Raw genomic sequence first — 12,741 nt, forward strand, 5'->3', positions numbered from 1 at the left:
CGACGATCCCGGATGCCGGATACCACGTAAACACCGCGCGGCCCTCCCCGCAGTCCCGCAAAGGAGTTACGGCTGGGCAAAACGCCTGGAGAAACCATGCGGATGGGTGTGTGCGGATGGATGTGTCCGGAAAACGCCGGAAGACCTCCCGCACCACGGATGGCGGGAGGTCTTCCGGACCGGTCGGTGACCGGGGGTCAGGCGGAGGTCAGGAGGCCTTGGCCTTCTCCTCGGACTTGCTCGCGGCGGCGACCGGCGCGGGCTTGGCGGCCTCGTAGAACTCCTCGCGCGGGTTCTCCATGGCGCCCAGGGAGACGACCTCGCGCTTGAGGAACATGCCGAGCGTCCAGTCGGCGAAGACGCGGATCTTGCGGTTGAAGGTCGGCATCGCCATGCCGTGGTAGCCACGGTGCATGTACCAGGCGAGGCGGCCCTTGAGCTTGATCTTCATCTTGCCCATGACGATCATCGCCACGCCCTTGTGCAGGCCGAGACCGGCGACCGCACCCTTGTTGGCGTGCTCGTACTCCTTCTGCGGGAAGCCCCGCATGCCGGAGACCACGTTGTCGCCGAGGACCTTGGCCTGGCGCAGCGCGTGCTGGGCGTTCGGCGGGCACCAGGCGTTCTCGTTGCCCGCCTTGCGGCCGACGAGGTCCGGGACCTGGGCGTTGTCGCCGGCGGCCCAGATGTAGTCCGTGCCCTTGACCTGGAGCGTGGGCTCGCAGTCGACGTGGCCGCGCGGGCCGAGCGGCAGGCCGAAGCGGGACAGCGCCGGGTTCGGCTTGACGCCGGCGGTCCAGACGATGGTGTTGGAGTCGACCTCCAACCCGTTCTTCAGGACGACGTGGCCGTCGACGCAGGAGTCCATCGAGGTGGAGAGGTAGATCTCCACGCCGCGGCCCTCGAGGTGCTCCTTGCCGTACTGGCCGAGCTTGGGGCCGACCTCGGGGAGGATCTTGTCGGCGGCGTCGACGAGGATGAAGCGCATGTCCTCGCGGGACACGTTCTTGTAGTACTTGGCGGCATCGCGCGCCATGTCCTCGACCTCGCCGATGGTCTCCGCGCCCGCGAAGCCACCGCCGACGAAGACGAAGGTGAGCGCCTTGCGGCGGATCTCCTCGTCGTTGGTGGAGTCGGCCTTGTCCAGCTGCTCCAGGACGTGGTTGCGCAGGCCGATGGACTCCTCGATGCCCTTCATGCCGATGCCCTGCTCGGCGAGGCCGGGGATCGGGAAGGTGCGGGAGACCGCGCCCATCGCGATGACCAGGTAGTCGAAGGGCAGCTCGTACGCCTCGCCCACCAGCGGGGCGATCGTGGCGACCTTGCGGTCCTGGTCGATGGTGGTGACCCGGCCGGTGAGGACCTCCGCCTTCGGCAGCACGCGTCGCAGCGGGACGACGACGTGCCGGGGGGAGATGTTGCCGGCGGCGGCTTCGGGCAGGAAGGGCTGGTAGGTCATGTACGACCGGGGGTCGACGACCGTGACGGTCGCCTCGCCGTAGCGCATCTTCTTGAGGATGCGCCGAGCTGCGTACAGGCCTACGTACCCACCGCCTACTACGAGGATCCTGGGACGCTCCGTGGTGCTCATGCCATCGAGTATCCACCCGCCATCGGGGGGTCGCTCGTGCGCCCCTTCACAAGCTCTGACAGGGCCTGTGTTAAACTCCGCGACCCGCGTGACGCAGATCATGACGGCGACGGGGAACCGCGGGGCGCTTCGCCCCGTTGTCAAGGCCGCGTGAGCTGCCTCTCCGGCTTCTCGGGGGGTCCGTGAGGGTGCCGTGACGCCGCCGGAACACCCCCTTCCACGCCTGTCCCGCGCCCCTCATCTGAACATGTTCAAACGGCCTTTGATGCCCCGGAAGGGCCAATGGACCCCGCTCCGGGGACCGGTCGGCGGGAAATCCTTGTGAAGAACTTCACGAACTTTTCCGCCCGGCCACGACGAAGGGCCCCCGAAGGGGCCCCCGGTCGCGCTCAGACGTTATCCACCCTGCTCAGCAGGTAGCTACCAATGGGTAACAAAAGAGAGCTACGCCACCGACCACGCGATGCCGTCGAGGATGTCGTGTTCGCTCACCACGACCTCCTCGGCCCCGGTCCGCTCCATGATCGCCAGCAGGACGAGGGCGCCCGCGCCGATGACGTCGACCCGGCCCGGGTGCATGGACGGGATCGCGGCGCGCTCGGCGTGCGTGGAGCGCAGCAGCCACTCGGTGATCCCGCGGACGCGATCCCGGGAGATCCGGGAGTGGTGGATGCGCGCGGAGTCGTACGCGGGCAGCTCCTGGGCGATCGCGGACACCGTGGTGACGGAACCGGCCAGGCCCACCAGGGTGCGCGCCTCGCGCAGCGGGACCGTCTGCTCGGCGAGGTCCAGGGCGGCCTCGATGTCGGCCCTTATCGCGGCGATCTGCTCCTCGGCGGGCGGGTCGCTCACCCGGCCGTCGTGCGCCAGGTGCCGCTCGGTCATCCGCACGCAGCCGACGTCCACCGAGCGGGCGGCCCGCACGTGGTCGTCGCCGACGACGAACTCGGTGGAGCCGCCGCCGATGTCCACGACCAGGTAGGGCCGGGCGAGGTCGGTGCGGCCGCTGAGTTCCTTCGTGGCGCCGGTGAAGGAGAACTCGGCCTCCTGGTCGCCGGAGATGACCTCCGGCTCGACGCCGAGGATGTCCAGCACGCCCCGCACGAAGTCGTCCCGGTTCTCGGCGTCGCGGGAGGCGGAGGTGGCGACGAAGCGGAGGCGCTCGGCGCCGAACTCCTTGATGACGGCCGCGTACTCGCGGCAGGCCGCGAAGGTGCGCTCCAGCGCCTCGGGCGCGAGCCGGCCGGTGCGGTCGACGCCCTGGCCGAGCCGCACGATCGTCATCCGGCGGTCCAGCTCGGTCAGTTCGCCCGTCGCCGGGTCGGCGTCGGCGACGAGCAGCCGGATGGAGTTGGTGCCGCAGTCGACGGCGGCGACACGGGTCACTTGGCGTCCCCCTCGGGCTCGTCGAGCGTCACGCACGCGCCCTTGCTCCACCACTGCGGCAGCATCGCCAGGGCCTCGTCGCCGAGCGGGTTCACGCCCGGCCCGGCGGCCAGCGAGTGGGCGACGAGCACGTGCAGGCACTTGACCCGGTCCGGCATGCCGCCGGCGCTCGGGAAGCCCTGCAGGACGTCGATCTCGTCCCGGCGCCGGATGTAGTCCTCGTGCGCGGCCCGGTACGCGGCGGCCAGCTCGGGATCGGTCCCCAGCCGCTCGGTCATCTCCTTCATCACGCCGTTGGCCTCCAGCGTGCCGATGGCGGAGGACGCCTTCGGGCACGTCAGGTAGTACAGCGTCGGGAAGGGCGTGCCGTCGGGCAGGCGCGGTGCCGTCTCCACGACGTCCGGCTGTCCGCACGGGCAGCGGTGCGCGATGGCCCGCAGGCCCCGCGGCGGGCGGCCCAGCTGCTGCTTGAAGGCCTCTACGTCCGCGTCGGTGGGCTCGGTGCGCGGAGTGGGCGGCGGAGGGGTTTCCATGACTGCTTTCAGGGTGGCTTTCTGGTCGTACCGGCCGTGACGCCGGCTCACTGGTCGGAGGCGTCGGACTTGTCGACGCCGTCCCAGACGTTCGCGTACCAGGGCCGGTGGGCGGCCCCGAGGTCGGCGCGGGACGGTGTGGCCGCGCCCGGGTCGATGACCACGTACCCGGTCTCGCCGGGCTTCACGTAGTGCAGCCGGCGGCGGATCTGCTGCTCGGCGTAGGCGTCGTCCTGCCAGCGCGCCTTCAGGTCGCGCAGCTGTTCGACACGTTCGCGGGCCTGCTCCCGCTGCCGCCTGAGGTCGGCGATCTCCGCGCGCTGGGAGACGTACTGCCGCATCGGGTAGGCGAGGGCGACGACCAGGGAGCACAGCACCAGCGCGAGCAGTGCCGCGCGGCCGGTGAGGCGGGAGCGGCGGGCCTGCCGCTTGGTCTGGGAACGGTAGACCCGGGCCGCCGTCTGCTCGCCGAGCAGCCGCAGCCTGGTCGCGGTGGAGAAACGGTCCCGGTCCTTCACGGCCATCTGGCTCTCCGCCTCCCCTTTCACACGTGCGTACGTCCCCGGACACGGTACGGGACCGGTCCGGGGACGTACGTACGACTTGGCTGGGACTTGGCCCAGGTTCAGCCCTTGCCCTGGCCCTGTGGCTAGCGGTTCGCGGAGCGGAAGCGCGGGAAGGCGCTGCGGCCGGCGTACACCGCGGCGTCGTCGAGGATCTCCTCGATGCGCAGCAGCTGGTTGTACTTGGCGACGCGCTCGGAGCGGGCCGGGGCGCCGGTCTTGATCTGGCCGCAGTTGGTGGCGACGGCCAGGTCGGCGATGGTGACGTCCTCGGTCTCGCCGGAGCGGTGCGACATCATGCACTTGAAGCCGTTGCGCTGGGCCAGCTCGACGGCGTCCAGGGTCTCGGTCAGCGAGCCGATCTGGTTGACCTTGACCAGCAGGGCGTTGGCCGCGCCGTCCTCGATGCCGCGGGCGAGGCGCTCGGGGTTGGTGACGAACAGGTCGTCGCCGACCAGCTGGACCTTGTCGCCGAGCTTGTCGGTGATGACCTTCCAGCCCGCCCAGTCGTCCTCGAACAGCGGGTCCTCGATGGAGACGAGCGGGTAGGCCGCGACGAGCTCCTCGTAGTACTCCGTCATCTCGGCGGCGGAGCGCTCCTTGCCCTCGAAGAGGTACTTGCCGTCCTTGTAGAACTCGGAGGCGGCCACGTCGAGCGCGAGGGCGATCTGCTCACCGGGTGCGTACCCGGCCTCCTTGATCGCCTCCAGGATGAGGTCGAGGGCCTCACGGTTGGAGCCGAGGTTCGGGGCGAAGCCGCCCTCGTCGCCGAGGCCGGTGGACAGGCCCTTGTTCTTCAGGACCTTCTTCAGGGTGTGGTAGACCTCGGTGCCCCAGCGCAGGGCCTCGGAGAAGGACTCCGCGCCGATGGGGGCGATCATGAACTCCTGGATGTCCACGTTGGAGTCGGCGTGCGAGCCGCCGTTCAGGATGTTCATCATCGGCACCGGCAGCAGGTGCGCGTTCGGGCCGCCCAGGTAGCGGAACAGCGGCAGGTCGCTGGCCTCGGAGGCGGCGTGGGCGACGGCGAGCGAGACGCCGAGGATGGCGTTGGCGCCGAGGGAGCCCTTGTTGTCGGTGGCGTCCAGGTCGAACATGGCCTGGTCGATCAGGCGCTGCTCGGTGGCGTCGTAGCCGACCAGCTCCGGGCCGATCTGCTCGATGACGGCGAGGACGGCCTTCTCGACGCCCTTGCCCTGGTAGCGGTTCGGGTCACCGTCGCGCAGCTCGATGGCCTCGAAGGCGCCGGTCGAGGCGCCGGACGGGACGGCGGCACGACCCGTGCTGCCGTCGTCGAGGCCGACCTCGACCTCGACCGTGGGGTTGCCTCGGGAGTCCAGGATTTCCCGGGCTACGACGACGTCGATGGACGGCACGAGCATCTCCTTCTTGGATGTGACGCTGGAAGTGCGGGGCTGGTGTGCCTTGCGCCTAGAGCCTAACCGTCCCGGGCGCGTCGGCCACCGACCGACCGTCCCGTGGACAAGGCGACGGTACCTTTTGTTTCTCGTCGAAACAAAGGGTTCGGGGACTGGGACGTGAAAAACCCCGCCCGGTGCGTACGGGGGAACACGCACCGGGCGGGGTGCCCGTGGGGGCCGGGGGGGAGTGGCCCGCACAGGGGTCTTCAGTGGGGCCCGCGCGGAAGGGCGGGCCCCGTGGTCCGGCCGGCGGCCGGGTGTCACTTCAGGTGCAGCTGCTGACCGGGGTAGATCAGGTTGGCGTCCTCGACGATGTCCTTGTTCAGCTCGAACAGCTTCTCCCAGCCGCCCTGCACGTGGTGCGCCTGGGCGATGGAGCTGAGCGTGTCACCGGTGACGACCTTGTACTCGCCGTCGCCCTTCTTGACCTTCTTGCCGGTCGGGGTGGTGACGGTCTTGCTCTTGCCCGCGCTCGGGGCCGGGCGCTCGGCGGAGCGGGAGGCGGCCTGGTCGTCGGTGGAGCGGCTGGTGGTACCGGCCGAGGTCGAGGGGGTGCTCGGAGCCGGGTTGCTCGGGGCCGGGGCGCTGTCGGTGGCACCGGACAGGCCCGTGCCGCAGACCGGCCAGGCACCCTTGCCCTGCGCGGCCAGGACCTTCTCGGCGACCGCGATCTGCTGCGACTTGCTCGCCTTGTCGGCGGTGCCGGCGTACTGCGTGCCGCCGTACGCGGCCCAGGTGGAGGCGGAGAACTGCAGACCGCCGTAGTAACCGTTGCCGGTGTTGATGGACCAGTTGCCACCGGACTCGCACTGGGCGACCTGGTCCCACTCGGAGGAGGTGGCGGCGGAGGCGTTGCCGGCCGCCATCAGCGGGGCGGCGACGGCGACACCGGTGACACCGGCGAGCGCGACGGCGCGGACGGCCTTGGACGGACGGCGGTGCTTGCCCTTGCCGGAAAACAGCATGGAAGGATCCCCTCACCGACGCCTGCGAGGTGAGCTGTCGGGTTCGGGCCGGTTGAGTTGCCCGGCCGCGCTCCCGCTCTCGCGGTCTGCGCGGCTTCACCCCCAGCCGGTTCCGGCATCAACTGCCGGGCCCGGCGACTTACCTTGGGTCCCCCGCTCCTGCCTACGGCGCTTGACGCGACGACTGTTCCCGGGCAACCGCTGGCAGGATTCGGCGTTGCGACTGCCGGGGCTCGTGGTGACGAGCGGTCTCGACCGTAGACACGTGATCGACGGAATTTCAAAGACGATCAGGGCTTCTGAGACTCATCCCACACTTTCGCCAATTCGGACATCAGGGAGTAAAACGGGGCGTCAACTCCGGCTGTTACGCGCCCTTTTCACCCTCTACTTCCAGGGTCTGACCGGCGCTGATGTGGTTCGGGTCGGTGCCGATGGCCTTCTTGTTGGCGGAGTAGAGCGCGTGCCACCCGCCGTCGACCTCAAGGGAGTCGGCGATGGAGGCGAGGGTGTCGCCCTCGCGGACGGTGTACGTGTCCGTTTCGCGCGCCGCGTGCCGCCCGGAAGCGGCGGAGTCCTGACCGTTTGTCACGTTTTCGTCGGCGCTCGCCCCGCGGTGACGTCCGCCACTGAGGGCCCCGGTGTCGACCAGGCTCCAAGAACCGGCGGCCTGCTGGGGGTTGTCCGCGACGCCGCCGGTGCCCGGGGTGGCCGCGGGGGCGGACTCGTGCGAGTCGCCCGCGCTCGACGAGGTGGACTTGTCCGTCTTGGGGGTGTTGGTTCCCGTGGAGCCGGTGCCCGCGCCGGCGCCCTTGTCCGACTTCCCGCCCGGCGTGGTGGCCGTGCCCGACGAGGAACCGGCGCCCGAGCCGGAGTTGGCGTCGGAGCCGGCACCGGTGGAGGGTGACGAATCCGGCGTACCGGACGAGCCGGAGCCTTCGGTGGAGCCGGAGCCGCCGGAGGAGTCCGTGCTGCCGGAGCCGGAGTCACCGGACTTCTCGGTCGATCCGGACGAGTCACCCGAACCGCCGGTGCCACCGGAGCCACCGACACCCGTGTCGACGTCCACGGAGCCCGAGCCCGAGGTCAGCCCGGACAGCAGGGCGCAGGTGGCCCACGGGGTGGTGCCCTTGTCGGCGAGGATCTTCTCGGCGACGGCGATCTGCTGGTTGCGGCTGGCCTGGTCGGGGCTGGCCGCGTAGTCGCCGCCGCCGTAGCTGTTCCAGTCCTCCTGCGAGATCTGCAGGCCGCCGTAGTAGCCGTTGCCCGGGTTCGCGCTCCAGGAGCCGCCGCTCTCGCATTCGGCCACCTTGTCCCACGTGGTGCCGTCGGCCGCGTTGGCGCTCGCCGCGCCGAGGAGCGGGATGGCGATGGCGGAGCCGGTCACTCCGGCCGCGACGAGCAGGGCCGGGGCCTGGCGGGGGCGACGGTGTCGGCCGTTCCCGGAGAGCATGCAGAAGCCTTTCGAGCGACAGCAGGGGCAGCGCGGCGGGTGATGCCGCTCGCCACGCTGATGGGTGAACGTATAGGCATACGATCACTTGTCACAAGTTCATGCCGCAGAGATCACGTGAAGATCACAGAGTTGAATGTTCGTCATCTTCCCTCCACGACCCGTGGTCAGGCGGGGGGTGTGAACTCCACCGGCAGGGTGCGCAGGCCGCGCATGATGAGCCCGCCGCGCCAGCGCAGCTCCGCCGGATCCGCGGCGAGCCGCAGATCGGGCAGGCGGGTGAGCAGGGTGGCGAGCGCGGTCTGGCCCTCCAGGCGGGCGAGCGGCGCGCCGAGGCAGTAGTGGATGCCGTGCCCGTACCCGAGGTGCTGGTTGTCGCGGCGGGCGAGGTCCAGCACGTCCGGGTCGGCGAACCGCTCCGGGTCCCGGTCCGCGGCGGCGAGGACGACGAGCACCGGATCCCCCGGCGCGATGTCCTGCCCGCCGATGCTCAGCGGCTCGGTGGCGAACCGCCAGGTGGCCAGCTCCACCGGGCCGTCGTAGCGCAGCAGTTCCTCCACGCCGGTCTCCAGCAGGTCCCGCTCCCCGGCGGCCAGGGACCGCTCCAGCCGGCCGCGCTGCTCGGGGTGGGTGAGCAGGGCGTAGGTGCCGTTGCCGATGAGGTTCACCGTCGTCTCGAAGCCGGCGAACAGCAGGATGAAGGCCATGGCGGCGGCCTCGTTCTCGGTGAGGTGCTCGCCGTGGTCGGAGGCGCGGATGAGGCCGGAGATCAGGTCCTCGCCGGGCACCGGCTCGGCGGGCAGCGCCTCCCGCTTCCTGTGGATCAGCTCGCCGAGATAGCCGCGCATCTTCTTCACCGACCGGGCGACTCCGCCCCGGGGGCCGCCGCCGTGCCGGATCATCATGCCCGCCCAGTCCCGGAAGTCGTCCTGGTCCTCGCGCGGGACGCCGAGCAGGTCGCAGATGGCGTAGATGGGCAGCGGGAAGGCGAACTCGTGGATGAGGTCGGCCGAGCCGCTCTGCGCGAACCGGTCGATGAGCTGGTCGGTCAGCTCCTGCACCCGGGGCGCGAACTCGGCGACCCGGCGGGGCGTGAACGCCTTGCTGACCAGCCTTCTCAGCCGGGTGTGGTCCGGCGGATCGATGTTCAGCAGGTGCGTCATCAGCTCGGCCTTGCGCTCACCCGGAATGCCGGTCTTGCCCTTGGCGTGCGCCGGCTCGTCGTGATGCGCCGGGTTCTTGCTCAGCCGCTGGTCGGCCAGCGCCTGCCGGGCGTCGGCGTACCGGGTCACCAGCCACGCCTCCACCCCGCTCGGCAACCGCGTCCGCCGCACCGGCTCGTGCTCGCGCAGCCAGGCGTAGGCGGGATACGGATCGGCGGCGAACTCCCAGGTGAAGAGGGCGGGGGCGGTCGGGGGGCCGGGCTCGTTGGTCACTTGTCGACGGTATCCGGCATCGGCTTCCTCCCCGAACCCCAGGCTCTGCTGCGGCAGCCCCATCCGGTACACCGCCGCCGGGTCCCGGTTCCCGCCCGCTTTCCGGGCCCGAGCGGCCTGACGCCCGCAGGGCAGCCGCGCTCACTCCGTCCCGGTCGTCCCTTCGCGTTCCGCGGCCCGTATCGCGTCCCGGTATGCCCGGGCCGCCGCGCGGAGTGCCGCCTCCGGGTCGACGCCGTGGGCCTCGGCGCGCACCGCCAGCGTCAGCAGCTCGTAGCCGACGCCCTCACCCCGGGGCAGGGGGACGTCCAGGCCGGCCTTGCGGGTGCGCGAGGCGAGCTTGGCGGCGAGGGCCAGGCCGGGCTGGCCGAGCGGGACGCCCTCGGTGACGGAGGTGCGCTGCTTCTCCTCGGCCTTGGCGCGCAGCCAGTGCTCCTCGACGTCCTCGGGGGTCTCGGCCCGCTCTTCGCCGAAGACGTGCGGGTGCCGGTGGATGAGCTTGGCGACGATGCCGCCGGCGACGTCGTCGACGGAGAACGGCGCGTCCGGGTCCTCCTCGGCGATCCGGGAGTGGAAGACGACCTGGAGGAGGACGTCGCCCAGCTCCTCGCGCAGTTCCTCGCGGTCGCCGGCCTCGATCGCCTCGACCAGTTCGTACGCCTCCTCGATGCCGTACCTGGCCAGGCCCTCGTGGGTCTGCCGGGAGGACCAGGGGCATTCGACGCGGATGCGGTCCATGACCTGGACGAGGTCCAGCAGGCGGGCGCCGGGCAGGTCGTAGGAGGCGGGGAGCAGCTCCAGCTCCGGCATGGCGATCCGGCCGGAGCCGGCCAGCCGGGCGAGGCCGTCGGTGAGCGCCGGCTCGCCCTCGCCCGTCGCCACGACCACCACCGTGCGCCCGCCGGCGCAGGCGTCGACCAGCTCCTCGGCGGTGGGGGACGCCTGCGCCACCGCTATCCCGGCCTCCCGGAGGTACGGCAGCTGCGGATGGGCGCCGTCCGCGCACAGCACGGTGTCGGCGGTGCGCAGCGCCTGCCAGGCGGGCCAGGACAGCAGGCCGGGGGCGACGCGGTGGCTGGTGGTCAGCAGGACGATGCGGCCGGGGGCGGTTTCGGGGCTGAGCCCGGGGGCGGGTTCTGGGCTGATTCCGTTCACGAACCGAACGTAACCCACGGCCCGGGCGAGCGGATCACGTTGTCCACAGGGGCGACGGGGTCGTGTGATCGTATGACCGAAGCAGCCTTGTCCCCCGCCGCGCCTACGTCGTGGCCGGCTCCCCGCCCGCCGTCGTGACCTCCCGGACCCACGGTGTCCCGGCGTCCACCCGGCTGCTCTTCTGGACGTCCCAGGAGCCGTAGCGCGGGTTGAGGTCGATGTGGAGCTCCGTCGAGGCCTTGGACAGGGCCTTCCAGAAGGCGGGCTGACTGGTGTCCGTGCCGAGCCTCTTGGCGAGCTTCTGCGCCTCCAGTTGCAGGCGCAGGTTGTCGTCGAGGCGGGCCGGGGCGATGCCGTACTTCTGCAGCCAGGCCGTCTCCAGGCCCTTGCTGCCGCCGGCCTGCCGCTCCAGGTCCCCGCGCATCTGCTGGATCTCCATGCGGGTGACCGTGACGCCCTGGTCCTGCGCGGCACGGTGCAGCACCCGGTCGAGCACCATGTTGTGCAGGGTGTCGCGGGTCAGGCCGCTGGTGGAGGAGACGACCTGCTGGTACTGCGCCTGGTCCGGCACCGCGGCCCGCTGGGCCCTGCGGACCTCGGCGACCCGGCCCTCCAGCTGGGCGACGGTGATCCGCTGTCCGCCGACGACGGCCGCGGCGCCCGGGTGCGCCTCGTTTCCGCAGGCGGTCAGCAGGGGTGCCGCGGCGGCGATCGCGGCGGTGAGGACGAGCGCGGTGCGACGGCGGCGGTGCAAGGAAACCTCCAGGGGAGATTGTGCGACGGAGCACAAAGTCTTGCGGTGATCGATGGTAGGCAGTGGGCAGGCCGCGGCCAACCCATTCGACCAACGATTCGCGCGTGCTTCGGGCACCGCCGCGCCGCCCGAGAACCCACGGGACCCGCCCCGGGCCGTCCGCCTGTCCGCCTGCCCGCCTGTCCGCTGTCCGCTGTCCGCGCACCTGTCCCAGCCACCGCAGGGTCCGTGGGTCGTACCGGACCTCGTACCAGGCCGTTGCCGCACCGACCACTCGGCGGCAGCCGGAGCAGCAGAACACCGGACAGGGACCTGTTCAGTCGGTGTCCGTCGCGGCCAGCACCGCCAGCCGTCGACGTTCCGGAGAGACCGCGGCCGCGCCGATGTCCCAGGCCACCTGCTCGAACCACTTGGTGTCGGCGCTGAAGCGGTACCAGGTGCACGCCCGGGCACGCGTCTCGACCGCCTCCGCGGGGTCGCTCTCCGCGACACCGGAGAGGCGGGCCAGGGACTGCCACGCGGCCAGCCGGCCGTAGGCACCGCGGGCGCCGGAGTTGTAGGCCCCTCCAGTGGAGGCGGCGGCGAAAAGCACCCGCCACGTCTGATCAGGCGGACAGGCTGCGACCGAGAACCTGGTCTTCTTCCCCGCGCCCTTCAGGCACTCGAGCCCCAGTGCCGGCAACAGGCTCGGTACCGACTCGTCCTCCAGAGGATCTGCCAGTTCGAAGACTCGTGCCTCGATCCGGCCGTTGGACTCCTCGGCCCAGTTGGCCACCGCCGCGCCGATGCCCCTGGCCGCCTCTTCGGTCGTCGTCTCCTCGATCGACGGAACCCGTACCCCGGCGACGACTGCCACGCCGCCGTCCTCCGACGGGCCGTACGGCATCGAGTAGCTGCTGCCCGGGGTGCTGTAGCTCGGCAGATCCGGCCGCCCTTCCACGTCGGACAGTGCCAACGGAAGCCATCCCAGGGGATGGTGCCTCCAGTGCGGCGATGTCGCCCACTGCGCGATCCCCGGTTCCTCCATCACGCCGACACCCCTGAGGATCAGTTCGTGAACGAGGCAGGCACGCAGCTCCTCCGAGGCTTTCCCGCTGAACGCCACGACCAGTTCCTCTGCCGGATGGCTGGAGGCCAGCAAGGAGGCCGCGTAACGGTCCAGCTTCCGGCCGGCGTACTCAGCCGAGGTGACCAGACGCAGTGCCTGGGCGACGTTGCCGGAACCGGACGTGGTGGCCAGCAACCGGAGCAGGTGGTCGAAGACACTCCCGTACTCCCGGATCCGCCTGGTGTCGGAGCCATACGCCCTCGCGAGCGCGATCCCGAGGTCCGCAACGAAGGCAGCGTCCCCGCGCGCGAGACGGCGGTCAGCCACCTTCCACACGTCGGTGACGCTCGTCAGACCCGGCAGCTTGGTCACGATCTCCTGTATACGGTCAGCCACCGTCCTGAGCGTACGGGTCCAAAAACCCGAAGACCAGTGC

11 protein-coding genes and 1 riboswitch are annotated in these 12,741 nt (G+C 70.9%); all 11 genes read right to left on the reverse strand.

All coding sequences use genetic code 11. From position 1 onward, the window contains the following. Positions 1-208: 208 nt before the first annotated feature. The gene (locus ACZ3ZD_RS23160; protein ID WP_467400391.1) at positions 209-1,591 is read right to left on the reverse strand and encodes an NAD(P)/FAD-dependent oxidoreductase; all 1,383 of its coding nucleotides are present in this window, start codon (positions 1,589-1,591) and stop codon (positions 209-211) included. 444 nt (positions 1,592-2,035) lie between these two features. Next, the gene (locus tag ACZ3ZD_RS23165) at positions 2,036-2,977 is read right to left on the reverse strand and encodes a Ppx/GppA phosphatase family protein (protein ID WP_467400394.1); all 942 of its coding nucleotides are present in this window, start codon (positions 2,975-2,977) and stop codon (positions 2,036-2,038) included. Beyond that, positions 2,974-3,510 (reverse strand): DUF501 domain-containing protein, encoded by a 537-nt coding sequence (locus ACZ3ZD_RS23170; RefSeq protein WP_467400396.1) that lies wholly within the window; start codon positions 3,508-3,510, stop codon positions 2,974-2,976. Before ACZ3ZD_RS23170 ends, ACZ3ZD_RS23165 begins: the two co-directional genes overlap by 4 nt. Positions 3,511-3,557: 47 nt before the next feature. Beyond that, entirely contained in the window at positions 3,558-4,034 is a 477-nt protein-coding gene (locus ACZ3ZD_RS23175; RefSeq protein ID WP_467400399.1) for an FtsB family cell division protein, read from the reverse strand. Positions 4,035-4,159: 125 nt separating this feature from the next. Then, the gene (eno, locus tag ACZ3ZD_RS23180; protein WP_467400401.1) at positions 4,160-5,455 is read right to left on the reverse strand and encodes a phosphopyruvate hydratase; all 1,296 of its coding nucleotides are present in this window, start codon (positions 5,453-5,455) and stop codon (positions 4,160-4,162) included. A 299-nt stretch (positions 5,456-5,754) separates the two neighbouring features. After that, entirely contained in the window at positions 5,755-6,459 is a 705-nt protein-coding gene (locus ACZ3ZD_RS23185; RefSeq protein ID WP_467400404.1) for a transglycosylase family protein, read from the reverse strand. Positions 6,460-6,463: 4 nt separating this feature from the next. Further along, positions 6,464-6,640, reverse strand: a riboswitch (cyclic di-AMP (ydaO/yuaA leader). 186 nt (positions 6,641-6,826) lie between these two features. Further along, positions 6,827-7,912 carry a transglycosylase family protein gene (locus ACZ3ZD_RS23190; protein ID WP_467400406.1) on the reverse strand — a complete coding sequence of 362 codons (1,086 nt, stop codon included), beginning with the start codon at positions 7,910-7,912 and terminating at the stop codon, positions 6,827-6,829. 167 nt (positions 7,913-8,079) lie between these two features. After that, positions 8,080-9,348, reverse strand: a complete 1,269-nt coding sequence (locus ACZ3ZD_RS23195; RefSeq protein WP_467400408.1) for a cytochrome P450 family protein — start codon at positions 9,346-9,348, stop codon at positions 8,080-8,082. A 141-nt stretch (positions 9,349-9,489) separates the two neighbouring features. Then, positions 9,490-10,503, reverse strand: coding sequence for a nucleoside triphosphate pyrophosphohydrolase (locus ACZ3ZD_RS23200; RefSeq protein WP_467400411.1), 1,014 nt, complete (start codon positions 10,501-10,503; stop codon positions 9,490-9,492). 103 nt (positions 10,504-10,606) lie between these two features. Beyond that, positions 10,607-11,257, reverse strand: a complete 651-nt coding sequence (locus ACZ3ZD_RS23205) for a SurA N-terminal domain-containing protein (protein ID WP_467400414.1) — start codon at positions 11,255-11,257, stop codon at positions 10,607-10,609. Positions 11,258-11,573: 316 nt separating this feature from the next. Next, positions 11,574-12,701, reverse strand: coding sequence for a DUF6183 family protein (locus tag ACZ3ZD_RS23210; RefSeq protein ID WP_467400416.1), 1,128 nt, complete (start codon positions 12,699-12,701; stop codon positions 11,574-11,576). Between the last annotated feature and the right edge of the window lie 40 nt (positions 12,702-12,741).

Source organism: Streptomyces sp. NPDC023481 (genome assembly GCF_055560195.1).

Coding starts and splice junctions, on each gene's coding strand:
- ACZ3ZD_RS23160 (WP_467400391.1), bottom strand. CDS start 1,591: ATGAGCACCACGGAGCGTCCCAGGATCCTCGTAGTAGGCGGTGGGTAC.
- ACZ3ZD_RS23170 (WP_467400396.1), bottom strand. CDS start 3,510: ATGGAAACCCCTCCGCCGCCCACTCCGCGCACCGAGCCCACCGACGCG.
- ACZ3ZD_RS23175 (WP_467400399.1), bottom strand. CDS start 4,034: ATGGCCGTGAAGGACCGGGACCGTTTCTCCACCGCGACCAGGCTGCGG.
- eno (WP_467400401.1), bottom strand. CDS start 5,455: ATGCTCGTGCCGTCCATCGACGTCGTCGTAGCCCGGGAAATCCTGGAC.
- ACZ3ZD_RS23185 (WP_467400404.1), bottom strand. CDS start 6,459: ATGCTGTTTTCCGGCAAGGGCAAGCACCGCCGTCCGTCCAAGGCCGTC.
- ACZ3ZD_RS23190 (WP_467400406.1), bottom strand. CDS start 7,912: ATGCTCTCCGGGAACGGCCGACACCGTCGCCCCCGCCAGGCCCCGGCC.